This window comes from Hymenobacter duratus (genome assembly GCF_014698995.1).
In the GTDB taxonomy this organism is placed as follows: domain Bacteria; phylum Bacteroidota; class Bacteroidia; order Cytophagales; family Hymenobacteraceae; genus Hymenobacter; species Hymenobacter duratus.
In genome coordinates this window covers 1,853,882-1,877,128 of sequence record NZ_JACWZZ010000001.1, presented here as the reverse complement: position 1 = coordinate 1,877,128, position 23,247 = coordinate 1,853,882, and the positions used below count along the sequence as shown (strand labels likewise).

Sequence of the window (23,247 nt, the reverse complement as noted above, 5' to 3'; positions counted from 1 at the left end):
CAGAGGTCCGCAGAGGGATGCGCAGAGGTTAAAAGGAGGAAAGATGAGCGAGAATGATGTTTCATATGCGGTGCGGGGTGCGGCCTTTAAGGTGCACACGGCGCTGGGACCGGGACTTTTGGAGTCGGTGTATGAGGCAGCTATGGCACATGAGCTGCGCAAGAATGGCTTGCTGGTTGCTACGCAGGTTGGTTTGCCCGCTTATTACGACAGCGTAAAGCTGGAGGTAGGCTTCCGCCTCGATTTGTTGGTGGAGGACAAGGTAATTGTTGAAATCAAATCTGTTGATGCACTTCTCGATGTGCATCATAAGCAACTGCTAACCTATCTGCGGCTCTCAAAGCGCAAGCTGGGCCTGCTCATCAACTTCAATACCCCCCACGTTAAAGACGGCATCATTCGTATAGCCAACACCCTGTAAGAACGTCCTCCCTTTTACCTCTGCGCATGCCTCTGCGGACCTCTGCGAGAAAACCCGTAGCTTGAAGTATGCTAGGACTCATGATGCAGGAGCCGCTGCGTATCGCTGGCCTCCTCGAACACGCCGAAAAGTGGCACGCTGACACCGAAATCGTGAGCCGGCTGGCCGAGGGCGGCATGCACCGCTACACCTACGCCGGCCTGGGCACGCGCAGCCGGCAGCTGGCCCACGCGCTGGCCCGCCTGGGCATCCAGCGCGGCGACCGGGTGGGCACGCTGGCCTGGAACACGCACCGCCACCTGGAGCTGTACTACGCCGTGTCGGGCAGCGCCGCCGTGTGCCACACCATCAACCCGCGCCTGTTTTTCGAGCAGCTGGTCTACATCATCAACCACGCCGAAGACCGGCTGATGTTCTTCGACCTCACCTTCCTGCCGCTGGTAGAAAAGTTGGCCATCAACTGCCCGAAAGTGGAAAGCTGGGTGCTGCTGACCGACCGGGCCCACATGCCCGAAGCCACCAGCCTCCCCGACCTGCGCTGCTACGAAGACCTGCTGGCCACCGAAAACGACGAGTACGCGTGGCCTTATTTCGACGAGAATACGGCTTCTTCGCTGTGCTACACTTCCGGCACCACCGACCAGCCCAAGGGCGTGCTTTACTCGCACCGCTCCACGCTGCTGCACAGCTACGCCGCCTCCCTGCCTGACTGCTTCAACTGCTCGGCCCGCGACACGGTGCTGCCGGTGGTGCCCATGTTCCACGTCAACGCCTGGGGCATTCCGTACGTGGCGCCGCTCAACGGCTGCAAGCTGGTGCTACCCGGCCCCGGCCTCGACGCGGCCAGCCTCTACGAACTCTACGAGACGGAAGGCGTGACCTTCACGGCCGGCGTGCCTACCATCTGGTTCGGCCTGCTGACGTTTATGCGCGAGAAAAACCTACAGTTCACCACGCTGCGGCGCATGATTGTAGGTGGCGCGTCCTGCCCGCCGGCCCTGCTCAAGGCGTTTGATGAAGAGTTGGGCGTGGAAATCCGGCATGCCTGGGGCATGAGCGAAACCTCGCCGCTGGGCACGGTCTGCACTCTCAAAACCCAGCAACTCATCCTCAGCCCCGATGAGCAGTTTGCCATCCAGACCAAGCAAGGCCGCGCCATTTTCGGCGTCGATATGAAGATTGTGGACGATGCCGGCCAGCCCCTCCCCCACGACGGCGTGGCATTCGGCGACTTGCTGGTGCGCGGCCCGTTCATCGTGGCCGAGTACTTCCGCGCCGCGCACCCCGGCGAGCTGACCGCCAGCGGCTGGTTCCGCACCGGCGACGTGGCCACCATCGACCCCAACGGCTTCATGCAAATCACCGACCGCAGCAAGGACGTCATCAAGTCGGGCGGCGAGTGGATTTCGAGTATCGAGCTGGAGAACCTGGCCATCGGGCACCCGCACATTGCCGAGGCGGCCGTCATCGGCGTGCCCCACCCCAAATGGAGCGAGCGGCCGTTACTGGTAGTAGTACGCAAGCCCGAAGCCACCATCACAGCCCAGGAACTACTGGCCTTCTACGACGGCAAAGTGGCCCGCTGGTGGATTCCGGAAGCTGTGGAATTCGTGACCGAACTCCCACACACCGCCACCGGCAAGCTCCTCAAAACCAAGCTCCGCCAAGACTTCGCGGGGTATTCGTTTCCAGGATAGGAGCTGCCCGCAAAGTCTGTCATCCTGAGCGGAGCGAAGGACCTTATCACGTCTGAACGAGTCGTTGTAGCATCGATCGTTCTAACGTGACAAGGTCCTTCGCTCCGCTCAGGATGACAGACTTTTTTTTATCATACCTTAATAATTACGCCCTTTTTGTACATCACCCACAGCACGCCCAGCCAAATCAGCACGCACACCAGCGCGCCGGCCAGCGAGGCGTTGACGGGGCTGAAGTAGGGCGTGAAAAACGTGTTGTAAAGCCAGGCGCGCAACGTCACGTCGCCGACTTTGATCAGATTGAGGGTTTTGGAGACGATGGCCGACAGGAAGAACACGGTGATGGCATTCACGCCGTAAGCCAGGGCCGGCTTGGTCCACCAGCCGCGGTAGTTCTGCACGTCGCAGAGCCAGTAGAGGGCCGCCAGGGCCATCATGGCCAGGCCGCCGGTGTAGAGCACGTAGGAGCTGGTCCAGAGGCTTTTGTTGATGGGAAACCAGCCGTTCCAGATCAGGCCCAGCAGCACGGCCGCGCCGCCCGCCACAAACAGCCACGCCACGCGGGTGGCTGGCTCCATGTCTTTGCGGCGTAGCCACTGGCCCGTCAGCATCCCGAGCAAACCGGTGCCGACGGCGGGCAGCGTGCCGAGCAGACCTTCGGGGTCCCAGGTACGGCTGCTTTTCCAGAGGTGGTTTTCGGTGAACACCAGCCGATCCAGCCAGGCGCCGAGGTTGGTGGCGGCCTCCAGGTTGGCGGGGCCGTAGCCAGGCACCGGCACCACTTGCAACAGCACGTTGTAGAGTATCAGAATAAAGGCCAGCAGCCCGATCTGCTGCCGCCGCGTGGTTTTCAGAAACAGCACCCCGCACACTAGAAACACCCATGAAATACGCGCCAGAACCCCCGGAATCCGCACCGTTTCGAACTCGAACTTCGGATACAGCGCCCCCAGCAACCCCAACCCAAACAGGATGGCCGACCGTTTCAGGATTCGCACCATCGTGCGGCCGTGGGTTTCGGGCTGCCGCCGCGCGCCGTCCAGCGCATACACGATGCTCACGCCCACAATGAATAGGAAAAACGGGAAAATCAGGTCAGTGGGCGTGCAGCCGTGCCAGTGCGCGTGCTCCAGCGGCGCGTAGATGTGGCCCCAGTCGCCGGGGTTGTTCACCAGAATCATGGCCATGACGGTGAGGCCCCGGAATACGTCGAGCGAAATCAGGCGGGCTGGCTGCGACGCCTCGGCCAGCGGCACGGCACCGGTGGTTTCTATGGCAGCTTGGGTAGTGGTTTGCATGGCGGAACCAGTGGAAAAACGAGCAACTGGGACTGGCAACTTACTACATTTCTCCCCCACGCGGGCACCCATAAACAGAACTTCCTCTCCCCGAAACGGGAAGAGGAAGTTCTGTTATTCGGCCGTTGCTTCTAAATCACCGGGTCTTCGGGCGTAGCCGTGTTGTTTTCGCGTTCCACCCGCGGATACGGATAGAAATTGCGGTTGCGCTCCGCGCCGGCGCCCCCGGGCCCGGGCCGGTTGAACCGGCGGCTGTCAGCAAGCCGGAACCCTTGGAAGGCCAGCTCCACTTGGCGGTTGCGGTAAATGTCGAGCAGAATAGCATCCTGGGTAAGAGCCCCACTGTAAGGGGCCAGGCCAGCGCCGGGAGGCGCGACAGGCAAGTTGTTGGCCAGCACGGCCGTTGTCGTACTCGTGCGCACCCGGTTCAGCTCCGTTACGGCGTTGGGCAGGTCGCTTTTACGGGCGTAAGCCTCAGCCCGGATCAGCAGCATTTCGCCGGCTACATACACCGGAATGGGCGCGGCACTGGCCGTATAGAAACCGGTGCCGCGGTTCTGGGTAGCCGTCGGGTTGGCGCGGGTGTAGAACGGAATGCGCCGGTCGCCGGCTTCGGGGGCCAGTGCGCCGGTCAGGCCCAGGTTCACGTCGGTAGGCTCAAACACGTTGCGGTTGCCGAACGCCACTTCAAACAGCGGATTGCGCGCCAGATCGTCAAACACCAAAACCGACCGGCTGGCCAGGTCCACACGGCCGGCCGCCGCAATTGCCTTGTCATAGTCGCCGGCCATCAGGCTATAGCGCGCAATCAGGGCCTGCACCGTGTTGGGCAGGTTGATGCCGCCAATAATCTTGCTGTTGAAGTCAGCCGAAACGGGCGCGGACGCCAGCTGCGTGGCAGCGGCTTCCAGCTGCGTCACGGCCGACTGCAACACTTGTATGCGGTCCACGAATGGGGCGTTGGTTTGGGTGGCAATCGGGACCTGCTGGAAATATTGCGCCAGCGTGCCCAGCGCCAAGGCCCGGAAGATGCTGGCGTAGGCTATGATCCCGCTGCGGGTGCCTGGGTCGGCGGCGTTGCCGGCGTTGGCCAGCACCAGGTCGGCGTTGGCGCGCACCAGCTGGCATTGGGTCCAGAGGTTGCGAACCACCCCGTTGAGGTTCGTGACGTTGCCGGCCCCGAGGCTGATGTTGAACTCCTCAATGTTGCCGACGTTAATCACCGTCAGCTCGCGGGTGCTCAGGCCCCCGGCCGCCACCGTGTTGTAGAGCGGGCTCAGCGCGCCGCCCGTAGTGAAGCGGGACTGCAGGCCGTTGCACACCGTAATCAGGCCGTCGGAATTGGTGAGCACCTGCACGTCGCTGGCGGTGCTGGGGTTGAGGTATTCCTTGTCGCAGCTGCCCATCGTGAGCGACAGAGCAGCCAGTAATAGCAGTATCTTTTTCATGGCGAAAAGCGAAGTAAAGTGGAAACCCAGGCGGCTAGAAGGTGGCCGCCAGCCGAACCTGGTAGGTGCGCGGAATCGGCACGTTGCCGAAGTCGATGGCGCGCAGCAGGTCGGAAGAGCCGCCCGCGCTGGTTTCCGGGTCGAAGCCCTTGTAGTCGTCCCACGAATACAGGTTGCGCCCAATCAATGACACGTTCAGGTTGCTGATGAACTTGCTGAACGTGGGCAGCGTGTAGCTCAGGGCCGTTTCGCGCAGCTTCACGAACGAGCCATCATCTACCCGAAACTCCTGGGTGTTGTACACGGCAAAGATGTAGCCGCGCGGCAGCTCGCCTTTCAACTCTTTCTCCGCCAGGTCGCCGAGGCCTACGCCTTGGCGGGTGCGGTAGTCAGCATTGAACACGTCCACGCCCTGCACGGCATCCAGCAGTACCCGTAGCGAAAGTCTTTTGTAGGTGAAGCTGGTCGTGAACGAGCCGGTCCAGTCGGGGTTGGGGTTGCCGATAACCACGTTGGCAATGCTGGTGCCTTGGGCGTAGCTGGGCTGGCCGTCGGCGTTGCGGGCGGGCGTGAAGTTTACGGCGCCGGTGCTCTGCCCGGTGGTGCGCTCATCCTGCGGGAAGCCCTGCGGCGTGAGCAGCAAAGAGCCGTCGGGGTTGCGGGCGTAGGCCGAGCCGTAGAACACGCCCGCCGGCTGCCCGTTGATCAGGTACACGGGCGCCCCGGTCACGTTGTCAATCAGGGCGGCCGACGAGCCTACCAGATCCACAATCTTGTTGCGGTTGCGGCTGAAAATGGCAGTGAAATCCCAGCTAAAGCTGGCCGTGCGGACCGGCACCACGCTCAGCTGTACCTCCACGCCTTTGTTGGTGAGCCGGGCCACGTTTTCCACAATCGACGAGCCGCCGCGCGACGGGGCAATCTGCCGGTCTACTACCAGGTCTTTGGTGTTCTGGTCGTAGAACGTGACGCCCAGCCCAATCCGGTCGTTCAGGAAACCCAGGTCGGCTCCTACTTCCAGCTCGGCTACGCGTTCAGGCCGTACCCGCGGGTTGGCCAGGCGGGCACCCGGCAAAAAGGTAGCGCGCCCCTGGAAGGCCACCGGCGTAAACTGATAAAACCGGTCATACGAATTAATAGCCGTCAGCCCGCCGGCCTCGCCGTAGCTGGCCCGCAGCTTCAGCGAGTTGAAGGCTTTGGCGTAACCCGCATTCTTCCAGAAATCCAGGTCCGAGAGCACCAGTGAGCCGCTCACTTTAGGATAGTACTGGTTGGTTTCGGAGTCAGAGAACTTCGAGGACCGGTCGCGGCGGATGGCGCCCGTCAGGAAGGCCAGGTTGCGGAAGCCGAACGTGGCCTGCGCGAAAATCCCGCTCAAATCAAACTGGTCCAGGTCGTAGCCGGAAGCCACCGTGGTACTGGAGGAGCCACTTACGGTAGATATAAACGGAGCCTGCCCCTGGCCCTGCGTACGCACCAACTCGCCGCGCAGATACTGGTAGCTGTAGCCGGCCAGCAGGGTCATTTTGATGTTCTCGGTGAACTGCCGCTCGTAGCCCAGGTTCACGTCGGAGTTCAGCTGCAGCACGTTGTTGTTGGCGTTGGCCGCGAAGCCGTTGGGGTAGCGCTGCAGCGGCAGGCCGGCCGTGGCCTGGTATGGGTAGGGCCGAATGTAGTTTTGGCCCGCCTGCGAGTAGGTATCCACGCCCAGAATGTAGTCGAGCGACACTCCTTTAAACGGGGTCAGATTCACCTGCAGGTCGCTGATGGTGCGGTTGATGCGCTGCGTGAACTTCATGTCCTCTACCGTAGACAGCGGGTTGACGCGGGTGGGCTCCACAGCCAGCAGGTTGCCGCTGGCGTCGCGCCGCGTGATGTCGTAGATGTTGTTGGTGATGTTGACGGAGTTGATGGGGCTGTAGAACACGTTGCCGTTGGCTTTCTCATTGGAGAAGCTGTTGTTGTAGGCCACACCCACCGAGGCCCGCGCCCAGTTCGTCAGGCGCTGGTCTACCCGGGCCCGCACGTTGTAGCGCGTGAAGTCCGTGCCGTCGATGATGCCTTGGTTCTTCAGGTACCCCACCGATACTAAGTACTGCGTCCGCTCGGCTCCGCCGGCAATAGACGCGCCGTTGTCGGTGCCGTAGCCGGTCCGGAAAATCTCATCGAAATAGTTGTAGCGCGTCACGTCCACGAGGTTGGTGGCCAGCTGCGCCGTAGCGCCGGCCCGCGTGATGCCGGTGGTAGTCGTGCCGGGGTTGTTGGCCAACTCCTGAGCAGTGGGCGCGCCAATGGTGTACAGGCGCAGGCCCGGAAAGCCGAACTGCTTGCCGTAAGTGTTCACCGGCACCGATTTGCGCAGCTCATTCACGTTGAAGCTGGTGTACACGGATACCCGCGCCGCCCCCGCCGTGCCACGCTTCGTGGTGATGAGCACCACGCCGTTGCTGGCCCGCGAGCCATATTGCGCGGCGGCGGCGGCCCCGTTGATGACGTTGATGCTGGCAATGTCGTTGGGGTTGAGGTCGGCCAGCCGGTTCTGGCCGGCGTTGGCCGACCCGATATCCGGCCCGGCTGCCAGCTGCGACACGTTCGTGCTGTTGTTGCTCACAATCACCCCGTCGATGACGTACAGCGGGTCGGAGGAGCCGCGCAGCGAGTGGATACCCCGCAGCCGCACCGACATGGAGCCAGAAGGGTCGCCGGAGTTCTGCACAATCTGGGCGCCGGGCAGCTTACCCTGCAGCGCATTGAGCGCGCCACCCGTGCCGGTCTGCTCCAGGTCGCGGGCCGTTACAGTGCTGATGGAGTTGCCCAGCTCACGCTTGTTTACGCTGATGGTGGAGCCGATAATCACCACATCATCGAGGTTCATCCGGGCCTCGGTCAGGGCCACATCCGTAGTGACGGCCGTGCTGCTGCCCAGCGTGAGGGGCCGCGTCTGGGTGCGGTAGCCAATAGTAGAGAAGGTGAGCGTGTAGCTGCCGGGTGCCATTTGCACGGGCAGCGTGTAGTTGCCATCGGTGTTGGTAGCCGTGCCGAGGGTAGTACCTCCCAGCAGCACGGTTGTGCCGGGTATGCCCTGCCCCCGCTCGTCCGTGACGCGGCCCTGCAGAGTGTACAGTTGCCGCGTGCCATCAGTCGGCTGGGCCAACGCCGTGCCCCCAGGCAGCACGCAGACCAAAAGCCAACTCAATACCAGAGCCAGCCTCGAAAAGAAGTAGGTGTTCCGCATAGCAGAAATGGAAAAAGGTGTGGGAAACAGAGGCAATACCTCGTTAATATAGAATATTTATAATTCAAATAGTACCAGTTATTACTTCCGATATTCTTCTGCTGTACCTCCCGTCTGGCACACTGCTAGCCCAACAGCGCCTGGATGTCTTTCCTTCTGAAAGTCCAATAGCGCCTGTTGCTCCGCCAGCGCTGCCCGTTCTGAATAGAAACGGCTGTCTGGCTTACCAGAATAAATTATCCTGGTAAATCAGACAGCCGTTTTCACAAGGCTTATTTCCTGCTACAATCTAATTATCAGATTCTGTCAGAACTTCCACCGTACAAACGCCTCAATTCCCTCATACTCCGGCAAACCTAGCTGGTCGTAGATGCGGGCGGTGGTGCGGTTGCGCTCCTCAGAACGCTGCCAGAACTCACGCTGGTCGGCCCCAGGGAAGAGTGGACGGTCTTTCTGCGACTGGTGCTTGAAGATGGCCCGGCGCTTGCGCGTGAGTTCTTCAGGCGAGAGTGGCACGGCCATTTCAATCCGGTCGATGTCCCACTCCTGCCAGGCCCCGCGGTAGAGCCATACCCAGCAGTCATCGAGCCAGGGCGTGCCGGCCGCCTTCAGGCGCTGCACGGCCTGCATAATGGCGGCCAGACATACGCGGTGTGTGCCGTGCGGGTCAGAAAGGTCGCCGGCGGCATAAATCTGCTGGGGCTGGATGCGGTTGAGCAGCTCCATGGTCAGGCGAATGTCCTCGTCGCCGAGCGGTTTTTTGCGGACGCGGCCGGTTTCGTAGAACGGCAGGTCCTGGAAATGCGCCTGTTTGTCGGGGTCGAGACCGGCATAGCGGCAGGCGCTTTTGGCTTCGCCGCGTCGGATGAGACCTTTTATCTGCTGCACCTCATCGGAATCTACCTGGCCGGGCTGCTTGTTTTTTAGAAAGTCGGCCACGCGCTGGTAGAGCGTTTCGGCGGGCTGGTCGTCGAAGCGGAACGCGCCGTCATAATCGGCCACGAACTCGGCAAACCGGATGGCCTCGTCATCAAATACGGCAATGTTGCCAGACGTCTGGTACGCCACGTGCACCTCGTGGCCCTGGTCTACGAGCCGGAGCAGCGTGCCGCCCATCGAAATAACGTCGTCATCGGGGTGCGGGCTGAAGATGAGCACGCGTTTGGGAAAAGGCGCGGCGCGCTCAGGGCGGTACGTGTCGTCGGCATCGGGCTTGCCGCCGGGCCAGCCCGTAATGGTGTGCTGCAGTTCGTTGAAGACCCGGATGTTGATGGCATACGCCTGCCCCGATTCGGCCAGCAGCCCGGACAGCCCATTTTCGTTGTAGTCTTCGTCGGTGAGCTTCAGAATAGGCTTTTCGAGGCGGCGCGCCAGCCACGTCAGGGCCTTGCGCACCAGGGCCGCGTCGTGCCAGTTGCAGGCTTCGTCGGCCAGCCAGGGCGTTTTGCGGGGGCTCAGCTCGGCGGCGGCGGCTTCGTCCAGTATCACCTGCACGGCCGGGTGGTGCTGCAGATACGTGGCCGGTACGGTATCGGTGGGCTCGCCTTCTACCATGCGCTTCACCACGGCCGCTTTGCCCTCGCCCCAGGCCAGCAGCACTATGTTGCGGGCCTCCAGAATAGTGCCCACGCCCATCGTAATGGCGCGGCGCGGCACATTTTCCTCACCATAAAAATCGGAGGCAGCATCAGTGCGCGTGATATGGTCGAGGGTGATGAGGCGGGTGCGGGAGGCGGCGCCGGAGCCGGGCTCGTTGAAGCCAATGTGGCCCGTGCGCCCGATACCCAGCAGCTGCCAGTCGATGCCGCCTACGGCCCGAATCTGCTCCTCGTAGTGGCGGCAGAAACCGCCTACCTGGTCGGCGGGCACGGTGCCGTCGGGGATGTGCACGTTCTCGGGCAGAATGTCGATGTGGTCGAAAAGGTACTCCCGCATAAAGCGCACATAGCTTTGCAGCGAGTCGGGCTGCATCGGAAAATACTCGTCCAGGTTGAACGTCACGACGTTCTGAAAACTCAGCCCTTCTTCCCGGTGCAGGCGCACCAGCTCCTCGTATACGCGCGTCGGCGACGAGCCCGTGGCCAGGCCCAGCACGGCCAGGCGTCCTTCGCGGGTCCGGTGCCGGATAAAGTCGGCCAGCTCGCGGGCAATTGCTACGGAGGCGTGCTCAGAATCGGAGAAGATTCGGACCGGAATGCGGGCAGCGGGTGGGCTGATGGATGACATGGCTCTGGCAGTTGGTGGAACGGGAGGAAATTGGTGCTTTCACAGGAGCAATCAAAACATAATTTCCACTAAATAAAATACCATATATAGTTGATTTCGCTTTGTGGGACTTCTAGCTTTATCCGCATCTTTGCCGCCCTTTTGATCAGCAATTCGCCACTACCCGGAGGACAGTGTTGGTTTTAATGTCTTTCCGCCTTATTTTTCCTTATGAACGTCTTTCCTTCCTGTTGTTTCGGGCCCGCATCAAAACAGACGTTTCTCCGGCCGAAATCCAACTGCTACTAGCAGCCGGATTTCGGCCGTACGCATTTCCTGCCTTTTCCCTCACCCCCAATCCCACTCTCTCATTATGAACAGACTCTACCTGTTAGCGCCGGCGCTCAGCGTGGTGGCGGCCCTGCCGGGCCACGCCCAGCAGAACCTGCGCACCATCTCGGGCACCGTAATCGACGCCAACCGTACGCCGCTGCCCGGCGTGACGGTGCTCGTGAAGGGCACCACCACCGGGGCCAGCACCGGCACCGACGGCCGCTATACCCTCCAGGCTGCCCCCGGCAGCACGCTCACGTTCAGCTTCATCGGCTACACCACGCAGGAGCGCGCCATCGGCGACGATACCAGCATTGATATCAGCCTGAAGGAGAATACTACCGCCCTGAACGATGTCATCGTCACGGCCTTCGGCATCAAACAGGAGCGCCGCCAGGTGAACTATGGCGCGCAGGAAGTCACCAGCAAGGACATCATCGAGTCGCGCCAGCCCAACATCGTGAATGCCCTGCAGGGCAAGGTGGCGGGCGTGCAGGTGACCAGCTCGGGTGGTGGGGCCGGCGAAGGCGCTTCCATCGTTATCCGGGGCGGCAACTCGCTGGACGGCGACAACCAGCCGCTGTTCGTCATCGACGGCATCATCATGGACAACACGTCGTTCGTGGAGTCGACGGCGCCGGGCGGGGGCTCGGCCTTCAACGGCTTGCTGGGCCGCTCGGTATCGTCGCAGAACCGCGCCGCCGACATCAACCCCGAGGACGTGGAAACCATGACCGTGCTGAAAGGCCCGGCCGCCGCAGCGCTCTACGGGCTGCGGGCCGCCAACGGCGCCGTTATCATCACCACCAAGAAAGGCAAGTCGGGCGTGGTAACGGTGGACTACCGCACGCAGGTTTCAGTGGACCAAGTGAACCGCCTGCCCAAGCTGCAGGGCGTATACAAGCAGGGCGCGCTTGGCGTTTTCGATGCGAATACGCGCAGCTCGTGGGGGCCGCAGTTTGCGCCCGGCGAAACCGTGTACGACAACCTGGGCGACTTCTACAAGACGGCCTATAACTTCCAGAACTACCTGACCGTGACGGGCGGCACTGACAAGGGCTCATTCCTGCTTTCGGCCTCGCACCTCGACCAGACCGGCGTGGCCCGCAACTCGGAGTTCGACAAGAGCACGGTGCGCCTCTCGGGCACGCTGCAGGTGTCGCCGAAAATCCGGGCTCAGGGCTCGGCGCAGTACCTGAACTCGGGCGGCCGCCGGCCGCTGCAGGGTCCGGGCCTGTTTGGAGGCTCGGGCGGCTACATGGTGAGCTTGCTGACCTGGCCCCGCAACGACGACGCCCGCAACTACCTCAATCCCGACGGCACCCGCCGCCGCCTGATTGGCGGCATCGGCAGCTCCGACGCCGACAACCCCTATTTCACGGTGGAGCGCAACCCGATTACGGACCGCACCAACCGCGTCATCGGCAACGCGCAGGTAACGTATGAGCCCACCAAATGGCTCACACTGAACTACAACCTGGGCACGGACTACTACACCGAAAAAGTACGCTCCATCCGGGCAGTGGGCACCTCGCAGCCCGGCAACCAGGACGGCGGCATTTCCGAAACGACCACCCAGAACCGCCTGCTCAACTCCAACCTGACGGCGGTTTTGTCGCACTCGTTTTCGGAGAACATCAGCGGCTCGCTGCTGCTGGGCAACTCCGTGGAACAGGGCCAGCGCGAAACCACCGACATCATCGGCCTGGTGTTCCGCTCGCCCAACTTCAACTCCATCAACAACACCGTGAACCGGGGTGCGCTGACCACCAACTCGACACGCCGACTGGTGGGAAACTTCGCCCGCGTCAACCTGGACCTGTTCAAGCAGGTGACCATGGAAGTAAGTGCGCGCTACGATATGTCGTCGACGCTTCCCCGTCCTAGCAAAGGCAAGAACTACGGACAGGGCTTCCTCTACGGCTCGGCTACGCTGGGCTACGAGTTTTCGCGCACGCTGGGCCTCGACAACAACTCCATCCTGAACTACGGCAAGCTGCGGCTGGCTGTGGCCGAGGTGGGCAAGGATACCGGGCCCTACCGCGTGGAGTCGCCGCTGGCGCAGAGCACCTACATCGGGCAGGGCTTCCGGCAGGGCTTCTTTGGCTCGAACTCGCTGCTGAAGCCGGAGCGCACCCGCTCCTATGAGGCCGGACTGGACTTCCAGTTCCTGAAGGGCCGCCTGGGCCTGGATGCCGGCGTGTATTACTCCGAAACCCGCGACCAGCTGATTGCCCCCCGCGTCAGCCAGGCTTCTGGCTACATTCTGCAGTACATCAACGGCGGCACGGTGACCAATAAGGGCGTAGAAATTGCCCTGAATGGCCGGCCCGTGCAAACGACCTCCGGCTTTACCTGGGACGTACTGGCCAACTTCTTCCACAATCAGAACCGCGCCAAAAATCTGCCTAGCTTCCTGACCGAGGTAAACCAGTCGGACTCCTGGGTGATTGACGTGGCCCGGGGCAGCGCTTTCCCCAACCGGCCCATCACCTCCATCGGCGTGCAGGACTACGCCCGCGTCACCGACCCCAACTCGCCGGCTTTCGGGCAGATAATTATCAGCCCCACTACCGGCTATCCGTCGGTGGTAGCGGGCACCTACGTGTACGCCGGCGACCGGGCCCCGCAGTTCACCACCCAGATTACCAACACGCTGGCCTACAAAGGCCTCTCGCTGGCCTTCATGCTGGACTTCCGCAAGGGCGGCGACGTAGTGAACGGCAACGAATGGGTGGCGGTGCGCTCGGGCCTGAGCGAAAAAACCCTGGACCGCAACAAAACCGCCGTTATTGAAGGTGTAGTGCGCAACTCCGACGGCTCGTACTCGCCGAACACGCGCCCCGTGGAGCTGACGCAGGGCTACTTCATCAACCAGGTGGGCGGTACCGGATGGGCCTTCGTGGAAGACGGCTCCTGGACGCGCCTGCGCTACGCCACGCTGGCCTACCGACTGCCGGCTGCGTGGCTGGGCAAGAGCTTCGTGAAAGGGGCGGAGCTGAGCGTGACGGGCCGCAACCTACTGCTGCTGACCAACTACTCCGGCGCCGACCCCGAAACAGCCGCGGCTGGTGCCGGCGTGCGCGGCGGTGGCTCGGGTGGATTCGACTACGGCAGTACGCCCGCCACCCGCGGTGTAGACATGGCCATCCGCGTGAATTTCTAACTCCGTTCTGTTGATTGTGGAAAGCATGCCGGAACTTAGGCCGGCTACACTTTCCAGCGGCTGGCAGCCTTCCTGGCTGGCAGCCTCTTATCAATCAACCAGCAACTATCAACTCTTCAACATTCCATGAAAAAATACCTTCTTCTTCTGGGTCTGCTGGTAGGTGGCGGGGCACTGAGCTCGTGCGAGAGTTTCCTCGACGTGAACACCGACCCCAACAACCCTATTAGCTCGACGCCCAACTTCCTGCTACCCGGCGGCATTTCCCAGGCCTTCCAACAGCAAATGTTCACGTCGCTGGTGACGCCTTATATCACGCAGCATATCGTGCGCCGGGCGCCGGCCTCCAGCACCGACCAGTACTACTTTGCTACCGGCAACGGCAACAACACGTTCAACTACTTCTACTTTTACGCTTCCGGAAACCTGCGCGCCGCCATCAGCGCCGCCGAGGCAGAAGGCTCGCCCCACTACGTAGGCGCGGCCAAAATCACGCAGGCCATGTCGCTGGCCCACCTCACCGACATGATGGGCGACGTGCCGTTTACGGAAGCCTTTCAGGGGGCTGGCAACTTCTCGCCCAAGTACGACCCGCAGGAGCAGATCTACGCCACGATTTTCCGACTGCTGGATGAGGGCGAGCAGGAAATGCTGAAGCCGGCCTCGGCCAACGTGCGTCCGCTCTACGTAACCGTGCCCAGCCCCAGCGGCGACATCCTGTACCGCGGCGACGTTACCAGGTGGGTGAAACTAGCGTACTCGCTGCGCGCCCGCCAGTTGCAGCACCTTACCAAAAAAGGCAGCTACAGCGCCCAGGCCGTGCTGGCTGCCGTCGATAAGGGCTTTACCTCCTCGGCCGATGATGCGCAGCTGCAGATGGAAGTGCCCGTACCGCCCGTGACGGGCAGCACCAGCATCTTCGGCACGGCACGCGCCAACTTCGCCGGGGCTACGTTCTCGGTGAATCTGCTGCGCTACCTCAACGGCAGCGCCGCCAACGCCACCTACCCCGGCGTGACGGACCCGCGCTTTGCCGTGATGGCTACCCCCGTAAGCGTGGGCACCAATCCCGGCGTGTCGGGCGGCACGCCCATTGCCCAGACGCAGAATGCCTCCGACTTCTACTCCGGCTGGTATGCCCGCGACCTAGGCTACCACGAAATCATCACCTACCACGAGCTGAAGTTCATTGAGGCCGAAGCGGCCTTTCTGGCTGGCGACCGGAACCGTGCGTTGCGGGCTTACCGGCAGGGCATCGAGGCGCACATCCGCAAGATTGGGGGCGGCGGCACGTTCGCCTCGCAGGGCCTCACCGTCACGTTTCCCATCCTCACCCAGCAGCAGATTGACGGCTACCTCAGCAGCGCCGCCGTGGCCCAGAACGAAGCCCAGCTGGATCTGAAGCGTATCATGGAGCAGAAATACATTGCGCTATTCCTGAACCCGGAGGCGTGGTCGGATATGCGGCGCTACGATTTCCGCTCCGATATCTACGTGAACCTGGCGTACCCGACGGGCGTGAATCCCGTCTTCAACCCGGTTCCGGCCGACCCCACGCAGCGCAAGTTTCCGCGCCGCCTGTTGCCGGCTCTCACCGAAACCCAGTACAACCCGCAAAACGTGCAGGCCATCGGGGGCCTCGAGCCGGACTACGCCACCCGCCCCGTGTGGTGGGACCAGCGCTAGGCACTGTGTGTTTTCTCTTCTTCTGATGTACTCCCACTATGAACCTACTTTCTAACATACGGGCGCTGGTGCGGCGCCCCTGGCCCCTGTTGCTGGCCCTGTCCGGCCTGGCCATCACCGCCTGCGACGATGAATTCGAGCCGCCCTATGCGCTAACCGGCGATGGGGGCTTCTCCACGATTGGGGCCGCGCCGGCGGGCTTGCGCAACAAGTACGCTCCTGGCGAGGTGGTGAACCTGCTGGTTGGCTTCAACGCCGCCGACAATGTCCGGGACTTTACCGTGTTTCAGGTGATTGGCCGGACAGACTCCGCCGTGGTAGCTACCCTGCCGCCCACCAATCCGGTTTTCGACACGCGGGCCGGCATTACGGCTCAGCCGATTGCCTACACCGTTCCGAACCTACCCAACCAGACGGCCGTGCGGGTGGACGTGACGACGACCTTTGAGAACGGGGCTACCCGCCGCCAGCGCTTCACCTACAACGTGGCGGCCCGGCCAATCCTGCGCTTTGGCACCACGGCCTCGCCGACCACCATCACCACCTTCCGCAACAACCTAGCCGCCACGGCGCAAACCGAAAACGACATCATTGGGTACAATCTGGTGCTTAATGAAGGGGGTATTGCGACGGCCCCGGCTACACCTTCCACGGCCACGTTGTTCAAGAATGTGGATAGCCTGACGACCTATTACCGCATCGGCACGGGCCGGCGGGTGCGGTTTAGCTCTATCCTCAACCCCAGCACCGGCGCGGCCAACGCCCGCACCGTAGACGTACGGGTGCCAGTCGGTGCCCAGGGCCAGGCCGTGACGTTCGTATTCAAAGCCTTTTCCGGCCCCGATTCGGCCGTGGTAACTTCTGCGCCGCTCAACGTGGTAGCGCCCACGGCCCTGAGCCGGGTGCGCACCGGCCGCGTAACGGCGGGCCCCAGCGCCCCGCAGGATTCGGTAGCCTACGACCTGCGCCTGGGCGCCAACGTGCTCAGCAGTGCGCCGGCCACCACCAAAGACCTGTTTGCCAGCGGCGTGCTCGGCACCACGGTCAACCTTTCGTCGGCTAATACCACCGTGTATTACCGGATTCCGGTAGCCACAGCCGCTACGGGCTATTACACTACGGCTTCAGCCAACGCCGTAGGTACGCTGCTGTATCAGAATGCGGCCTCGCTGACGGGCATCACGGCACTACCTGGTGCGGTGGCCGCCGGCGACCTGTTCGCCGTGCGCGTGCGCGGTGCCGAGCCCATGCTGTTGCGCGTTACGGGCGTGAAGCCCAGCACGGCGGGTTCTACGGCCCGCGTTGTATTTGAGTATCGCGCGTTCTAGCGCTACCTCTTTACCTCTCCCTGAACAGCCCGCTGGTACTTCCGGCGGGCTGTTTGCGTTATGAATGACGCCGATTCTGAGCGTGATGGCCGTTGGCACGGCCATCAACTGTGATTGTTAAGCAGCCCAAGTCTGGCTGAATCCGTAATTTTGAGATATGCCACTTACCATCCGCATCAACGAAACCCTGGCCCGGCACGGCTTGCGCGCTACGCCCATCCGGCGGCAGGTGTTGCAGGTATTGCTGAGCAAGTCCTACGCGCTGTCCAGCAACGATATTGAGCAGGAACTGGGCGCCGAGGGCATCGACCGGATTACGCTCTACCGTACGCTGCGCACCTTCGAGCAGCAGGGCGTCATTCACCGCGTCATCGATGCGACGGATATTATCCGCTATGCTTCCTGCACTGTAGGCTGCACCGAACACGCGCACTACGACAACCATGTGCATTTCAAATGCAACGCCTGCCAGCACACCTACTGCCTCAATCAGGTTTCTATTCCGCCGGTAGTGTTGCCGGGCCAGTTTCAGGCTGAGCGCAGCGACTATCTGATGTCGGGCGTCTGCAACAAGTGCCGCACGGCAGCGGCGTAGCGGTTTTCGGCGCGTGCAGTATACTTAGCTCTCATGCTTACTCTTTCTTCCCGCTCTCTGTATCGGCTGTTGCTCTGCGGCGGCTTAGTGGTAGCTTCGGCAGGTGGCGCACAGGCACAAACAGGGTTGGTTGGCCGGTGGTCGTTGCAGCAGATTGCCTTTGAGGCCCCGGCCACCCTCCCCGACTCGCTGCAGGAGCAACTGTTTCATAGCCCGGCCGCCGACACCAACATCGGCATAACCAATGGCGAACTGACGCTGATTGTCGAGTTCAAGGCTGACAGCACCTACACCTATACTACCTCCCGCAGGGGCCGGACTGTGCATAGTGAACAAGGCACGTATGGGCTGCGGCAGGGCAAACTTTACAGCCAGGCAGCTACCAAAGACAGCCCGCTGTTCGATGGCCAAAGCGTTGTGCAGCTTACCCGCCGCAAGCTGCTGCTGCAAAGCCCAATTCTGGCACCCGAGCTACAGGTGTTCGAGCAGATTCTTTACATGCGCCTTCCCAAAACAACTAAGTAGACTACAAGACTCAACAACGCAAAACGCCCGACCTAGCTAGGTCGGGCGTTTTGCGTTGTTGGAATAAGTAACGAGCGTCCAAAGAATCAACCGCCAAACAGACGACCGAAAAAGCCGCGTTTTTTCGATTTGGTCTTCGTTTTGATTTTGGTCGTTGTGGTCGTTGTTGGGCGGGAGGCTGCCGGTTGTGAAGCGGCCGGGCGCGGCCCGGGCACTACCGCTGGCACAGTAGTACTTGGGGATGTGGCTGGTGCTGCTACCGGCGATTCAGCAGGCGCCTGCGCCAGTATGATTTCGCCGGCCCGGCCCGTAGTGCGCACACTCACGGGGCGGCTTTCGTTGTGCAGCCGGTCCACGGCCGTCAGGTAGTAGGCATAGGCCTGGCCCCGCCGGGCAGTGGTATCCGTGAAAACGAGGCCGGTACCGGCGCGAGGCCGCACGACAGCCAGAATACGGCGCGGGTCGTTCGGCGATGGGGTTTCCTCCTGCTCGAACCGGTACAGCACGTAATAGGCGGCCAGGTCGCCGTCGGGGGCAGCGAGGGCAGGCTGCCAGGTAAGCGTGTTAGTGGGCAGCGCTGCCGTCAGGGTTAGGTTCTGGGCCGGGCGGGGCGGCACAGCGTCGAGCCAGGGCATGGTAGGCACTAGGGCCGGATACCGGAACAGGTTCTGCCGCAGCGAATCGGTGGTGTGCATGGCATTCGTGAGCAGCGACTTAGCGCTGAAGAATACGCTGCCGCCTACTTCCGTGGGGAAGGTGCGGTTCAGGCGCACCTGCCGGGGCAGCTCACTCGGGTTGCGCCAGGTGGTATCGGCCTTGGTACTTTCCGACATGCGGTAGGCCCCGTGCCCGATGTAGAGGTGACGGCCGTTGGCATTGCGCGCCCACCACTCCACCAGCACCGGATACTGCGCCAGCCGGAAGTTGGAGCTCCAGTACAGTTGCGGCAGAATGTAGTCGACCCAGCCCTGGCGTACCCACTCCAGCGCATCGGCATACAGCCCGTCGTAGCCTTGGAAGGCTTTGGTAGCCGAGCCGTTGGGGTCGGAGGCCTGGTTGCGCCACACCCCGAAAGGCGAAATACCGAACTTCACCCACCGCTTGGCGCTCTGGATGGAGTCGTGCAGGTCCCGAATGAGCACGTTCACGTTCTGACGGCGCCAGTCGGGCAGGGCCAAGCCGTCGGGGTTGTACTGCGCGAAGGCCGCTTCGTCGTGGATTACCTTGCCGGCTTCCGGGTACGGGTAGAAATAGTCATCGAAATGCACGCCATCAATATCATAGCGGCGCACCACGTCCAGAATTACGCGGCTGATGTACTGGCGCACCGCTGGCAGGCCCGGATTGTAGAGCAGCTTGCCGGAGTAGCGCAAAAACCACTCGGGGTGCTGCCGAAACGGGTGGTTGGGTGCCAGCCGCCGCGTCACAGAATCCATGCTGGCGCGGTACGGGTTGAACCACGCATGGAATTCCATGCCCCGGTTGTGGGCTTCCTCAATGAGGAAAGGCAGCGGGTCGTAGGCGGGGCTGGGGGCTTTGCCTTGGGTGCCGGTCAGCCACTTGCTCCAGGGCTCCAGACTGCTCTGGTAGAAGGCATCGGAAGCCGGGCGCACCTGCACAAACACGGCGTTGATGCCGTTGCGCTGCTGGGCGTCCAGCAGGCGGATATACTCGCGGCGCTGCTGCTCCGGCGTGAGGTTGCGGGCGCTGGGCCAGTCGATATTTTCTACCGTGGCAATCCAGACGCCGCGTAGCTCCCGCTTCGGGGGTACATCGGCGGTGGCAGGGCGGCAGGAAACGGCCAGCAGGCCGGTAGTGAGCAACAAGAACAGGAAGAGGCGGCCAGCGGCAAACAATCGGGACATCAGCACAACAAGGGGGTATCAGGCCGCAAGTTAGGGCTTCGTCAACAGTGCGTTGCGCTTGGCAACTCCTATTCCGCTGATTTCCTGTCAGAATTTCACCTCAGCCCAGGGCCGGCACCCGGTGCTACAGCTGCTCAAACGGCAGGTCCAGCAACGCAAAGTCGGCCCAGGCTGCGAAATCGAAGTGCCACCACTCGCCGGGGTAGTTCACGAAGCCAAACTGCGCCATCGTCCGCAGCAGCAGGGTTCGGTTGCGGCGCACTGCCGCGGGCACGGGCTCGTAGGTTGAGTGGGCAGCCGGCGTCAGCACATCGAAGGCAGTGGGCATAGGCAGCGGCAGGCCGGTGCGCAGGTCCTGCAGCGCCACATCCACGGAGCAGCCGCGGTTGTGGCGGGAGCCGCGCCACGGCGGGGCGGCATACGTTTCGTCCTGAATCTGCTCCCAAAACCGCACCGTGACGCTATAGGGCCGATACGCATCAAACACCAGCAGGCCTGCATCATGCGCAGCCAGGGCCGCCTGCACCTCGCGCAGCGCCTCGGCGGCCGGCCGGCGCAGATAGGCCGCGGCCGCGGCATACAGCGGCTCACGCAGCAGATTATTGGCGGTGGCGTAGCGGATATCAAGCTGCAGCCCGGGCAAAAAAACCGCCAGGTTCAGCAGCTCATTTGCCGGATTCTGCTGCACCTGCCGGCGGTACTCGCCCACTTCCCGGACTACTGCCGGCAATGCATACCGGCTGCTCATGGGGCGTCCTCGCCGGCTGGCTGATAATTGAGCCGGAAGCGGCGCAGGTCGGCGGGGTGGCGGCGGGCGCGCTGCTGCTCGTAGCGCAGCACGGCTAGGCCCAGGTCGCGCAGAAACGGGAAGCCGATGGTAGCGTAGTCGTACTGGTCGTCGTTGAGCACGCCGTCGGCGTTGACGTAGATGACCGCACTGAGCAGGAATTCCACGTGCTGCGTAGCATCAGTCACGTAGGCATTGTCAATCAGGAAGCCGTACGCCTGCCCTATTTTATTGAACACCCGCACGCCCGGCGGCAGCGGCGCCAGCCCTCCCCCGCCCAGCAGAAACTTCGCATACGAATCGGGGAAGTGAGCGGCATCGTAGCGCGGGTGCTGGCTCTCGCGCGGCAGCATGGAGAGGTAACGGTACAGGAACTGATAGTCGGCCTCTTCCAGCTGAAACCGTTGCTTTGCGGGCACCGATTCCGGAAACAGCAACGCCCGTAGCACCTGCTGCTGCTCGGAGAGCGGAAAGCTGTTCCTGGTGCTGAAATCCATCGGGCCTTCTTCCCGCTTCTCGCCCTGCATATATGCCTTGCCAATGCGGAAGTCGCGGGCGGCCAGCTGCGGCAGGGGCTGTCTGTTGTAGGCGGCCGGCTGCAGGTAGAGCGGCCGCGTCAGAGCCGTATCGGCATACAGCGCCAGCGGATTGGTGTGGCGCGAGCCGGGCTCCTGGTCCCCGACCGACAGGCGGTGCACGAGGCGCGTCCGGCGCAGGTTCAGGCGGTGTAGCTGCTCGTTCAGCTCCTGCTGGCCCACAAACTCGTAGAGCCGGTTGTAGGCCTCGTTGTCACTCACCAGCAACATCTTGCGGATGTAGTGCCCCACGCTGGCCCGGCCACTGGCCGCCGACGTGTCGTGCGTTACGCGCGTCTGCCCGGCAAAGGCCGAGTCGATGCGCAGGGGCGCGGCGGCCGTCAGGCCGGGGACCTGTTGGCGGATGAGGCGCACCTTCTGTAGGGCCAGCGCGGCCGCCGGCAGCTTCATGGTGCTGGCCGGATAGAAATACTGGTTTCCCGAAACGCCATACCGAAACGTGCGAAAATGCGGCCGACCCTGCGCATCCCGGTTGATGCGGGTATAGAGGATCTGCACGCGGTATGCGGCCGGGTTAGCCAGAATGCGCCCGAAACGGGCAGTATCGGCATGGAGCAGCTGCTTGAGTGGGTTGCGGCCCGGCTGCGCTGCACCTGGCATGCCCAAACCGAGCAGCAGGAATAGTAATGCCCCCAACAACCGCCGCTGCAACAGAAAACAGAGAAGCCTCATGTGCCGAAAGATAGAATCTTCCGGCATATGAGGCTTCAAAAGTGGGTAACCCGGTCAGCTAGGCTATGTAGCTTATTGGTCGTTTTTCTTGGCGGGGGCTCCGTCAGCATCGGCTTCGGAGGTGCCTTCGGCGCCATTGGTTTGGCTGCTGTTGCCATAGTCGCCACGGATACCGGAGCCGTCGCCCATGCTTTCCTGGGTGCTAGTAGCTTCGGGGTTGCCGTTGGCGTTGGAATCCGGGTCGGCTTGGCCAGGAATGCGGCCTGCCGTGCTGATAGAGTTGCCCTGGCGCTCCGCGTCGGCTTTCTGGGTAGGATTCTGGTTATCGGTCTGCGGTTGTTGCTGGTCTTGTGCCATCGGAAGAAAGGATAAGGGGGAAGTGCTTGGGTTGCGGTGACGGGAGAGAGTCTGCCGGGCTATACGCACCAGCCGGGAGCGGCGTTGGCCTGCAGCGCATGGTAGTGCGGCGGCTTTTTGCCAACTTGGGGGTTGGTTTCCGATTTCTATCCGTTTTTTATCCCGGCATGGCCGCTTCCTCTTCTCCCGAATCCGAGTTTTTCACCCAGAAAACCGATGCGGAGCTGCTGTTTCTCGCGCAGCACCCCGAGCTGTATCACCCCGACCTGGTCAGCACGGCCCGCCGGGAGTTGCGTCGCCGGGGCCTCAACCCCGATCCGGAAGTCGAGCCTCAGCCCATGGGCGCGCACCTGCCGCCCTACGACGATTCGGAGGAGCCGATGTGGTGGCAGCGGCCGGGCGTGTGGGTTACCGTGCTGGCCGTGCTGCTGCTGGGCAGCGGCCTGTACTGGAAAAGCCTGCGCGGCAACAAGACCCGGCAGGACGAACTGGCCCAACAGGCCAAGGATGCGCCCGCAGTGCTGAAAACCGTGGAAACCCATCTAATTCCGTCCTTCGACTCGCTCACCCGCACCCAGATTGCGCAGGAAATGCGCCAGCTACCCGCCTCCGAGCGCACCCTCGATACCACGGCTACCCGCAAATACCGGCTGCTGGCCGAACGCTACTGGAAGGCCGAAAACCAGACCCTGTACCTGCTGGACCGGGTGCGCCAAACGGCCCCCGACTCTGCGCTGCCCGGCCAGACGGTGACGGTGGTGGAAGAATGGCGCCGCCTTACCAAAGCCCTCGTCTACGACCACGGGCTGACGCCGGTACTGGCCAAACGGATGGATGTGATGCGCCGCGGCGCCTATCTGCGCATTGAGCTGCTGCAAAGCATAAAGGGGCGGTTTGAGGACGGCCAGCCGGTTTACAATGAGTATCTGACGACCCTGCGCGACTCGGCCACCACAATGCATGAGGCACTGCTGAGCCGCGAAAAGTGGGCTGCCGGCCTCCGCCGCGGTACTTCCCTGTAATGTTTCGACGG

General features: G+C 62.4%; 16 protein-coding genes. 8 read left to right on the top strand and 8 right to left on the bottom strand.

Going from position 1 to position 23,247, the window contains the following annotated elements; translation table 11 throughout:
* Positions 1–43: 43 nt before the first annotated feature.
* Entirely contained in the window at positions 44–421 is a 378-nt protein-coding gene (locus tag IC231_RS07790) for a GxxExxY protein (protein ID WP_190783914.1), read from the top strand.
* A 68-nt stretch (positions 422–489) separates the two neighbouring features.
* A complete protein-coding gene (locus IC231_RS07785) occupies positions 490–2,118 on the top strand; it encodes a 3-(methylthio)propionyl-CoA ligase (RefSeq protein ID WP_190783913.1) in 1,629 nt (542 codons plus the stop codon).
* A gap of 131 nt (positions 2,119–2,249) precedes the next feature.
* Here IC231_RS07785 and IC231_RS07780 read toward each other — a convergent pair whose 3' ends face one another.
* The 4 genes from IC231_RS07780 to nagB all read right to left on the bottom strand — a co-directional run bounded on the left by IC231_RS07780 (position 2,250) and on the right by nagB (position 10,325).
* Positions 2,250–3,416, bottom strand: coding sequence for an acyltransferase family protein (locus tag IC231_RS07780; protein ID WP_190783912.1), 1,167 nt, complete (start codon positions 3,414–3,416; stop codon positions 2,250–2,252).
* Between the two features lie 131 nt (positions 3,417–3,547).
* Complete coding sequence (locus IC231_RS07775; protein ID WP_190783911.1) at positions 3,548–4,864, bottom strand: RagB/SusD family nutrient uptake outer membrane protein; 1,317 nt, start codon at positions 4,862–4,864, stop codon at positions 3,548–3,550.
* 34 nt (positions 4,865–4,898) lie between these two features.
* The gene (locus tag IC231_RS07770) at positions 4,899–8,099 is read right to left on the bottom strand and encodes a SusC/RagA family TonB-linked outer membrane protein (protein WP_190783910.1); all 3,201 of its coding nucleotides are present in this window, start codon (positions 8,097–8,099) and stop codon (positions 4,899–4,901) included.
* A gap of 306 nt (positions 8,100–8,405) precedes the next feature.
* Positions 8,406–10,325, bottom strand: a complete 1,920-nt coding sequence (gene nagB, locus IC231_RS07765) for a glucosamine-6-phosphate deaminase (RefSeq protein ID WP_190783909.1) — start codon at positions 10,323–10,325, stop codon at positions 8,406–8,408.
* Between the two features lie 352 nt (positions 10,326–10,677).
* Here nagB and IC231_RS07760 point away from each other — a divergent pair, with 352 nt between their 5' ends.
* The 5 genes from IC231_RS07760 to IC231_RS07740 all read left to right on the top strand — a co-directional run bounded on the left by IC231_RS07760 (position 10,678) and on the right by IC231_RS07740 (position 17,937).
* Entirely contained in the window at positions 10,678–13,803 is a 3,126-nt protein-coding gene (locus tag IC231_RS07760; RefSeq protein WP_190783908.1) for a SusC/RagA family TonB-linked outer membrane protein, read from the top strand.
* Between the two features lie 126 nt (positions 13,804–13,929).
* Positions 13,930–15,489: a SusD/RagB family nutrient-binding outer membrane lipoprotein gene (locus tag IC231_RS07755; protein ID WP_190783907.1), complete on the top strand. Its 1,560-nt coding sequence runs from the start codon at positions 13,930–13,932 to the stop codon at positions 15,487–15,489.
* Between the two features lie 38 nt (positions 15,490–15,527).
* On the top strand, positions 15,528–16,817 hold the full coding sequence (locus tag IC231_RS07750; RefSeq protein ID WP_190783906.1) for a hypothetical protein: 1,290 nt from the start codon (positions 15,528–15,530) through the stop codon (positions 16,815–16,817).
* A gap of 157 nt (positions 16,818–16,974) precedes the next feature.
* Positions 16,975–17,412, top strand: coding sequence for a Fur family transcriptional regulator (locus tag IC231_RS07745; protein ID WP_190783905.1), 438 nt, complete (start codon positions 16,975–16,977; stop codon positions 17,410–17,412).
* 33 nt (positions 17,413–17,445) lie between these two features.
* Positions 17,446–17,937 carry a hypothetical protein gene (locus IC231_RS07740; RefSeq protein WP_190783904.1) on the top strand — a complete coding sequence of 164 codons (492 nt, stop codon included), beginning with the start codon at positions 17,446–17,448 and terminating at the stop codon, positions 17,935–17,937.
* Between the two features lie 86 nt (positions 17,938–18,023).
* Here IC231_RS07740 and IC231_RS07735 read toward each other — a convergent pair whose 3' ends face one another.
* From IC231_RS07735 to IC231_RS07720, 4 genes are all read right to left on the bottom strand, one after another.
* Complete coding sequence (locus tag IC231_RS07735; RefSeq protein ID WP_190783903.1) at positions 18,024–19,802, bottom strand: glycoside hydrolase family 10 protein; 1,779 nt, start codon at positions 19,800–19,802, stop codon at positions 18,024–18,026.
* Between the two features lie 124 nt (positions 19,803–19,926).
* Positions 19,927–20,550 (bottom strand): M15 family metallopeptidase, encoded by a 624-nt coding sequence (locus tag IC231_RS07730; RefSeq protein WP_190783902.1) that lies wholly within the window; start codon positions 20,548–20,550, stop codon positions 19,927–19,929.
* Entirely contained in the window at positions 20,547–21,857 is a 1,311-nt protein-coding gene (locus tag IC231_RS07725) for a serine hydrolase (protein WP_190783901.1), read from the bottom strand. Before IC231_RS07725 ends, IC231_RS07730 begins: the two co-directional genes overlap by 4 nt.
* Before the next feature lie 72 nt (positions 21,858–21,929).
* Positions 21,930–22,214, bottom strand: a complete 285-nt coding sequence (locus IC231_RS07720) for a hypothetical protein (RefSeq protein WP_190783900.1) — start codon at positions 22,212–22,214, stop codon at positions 21,930–21,932.
* A 167-nt stretch (positions 22,215–22,381) separates the two neighbouring features.
* Here IC231_RS07720 and IC231_RS07715 point away from each other — a divergent pair, with 167 nt between their 5' ends.
* Positions 22,382–23,236 (top strand): hypothetical protein, encoded by an 855-nt coding sequence (locus IC231_RS07715; protein WP_190783899.1) that lies wholly within the window; start codon positions 22,382–22,384, stop codon positions 23,234–23,236.
* Positions 23,237–23,247: the final 11 nt, after the last annotated feature.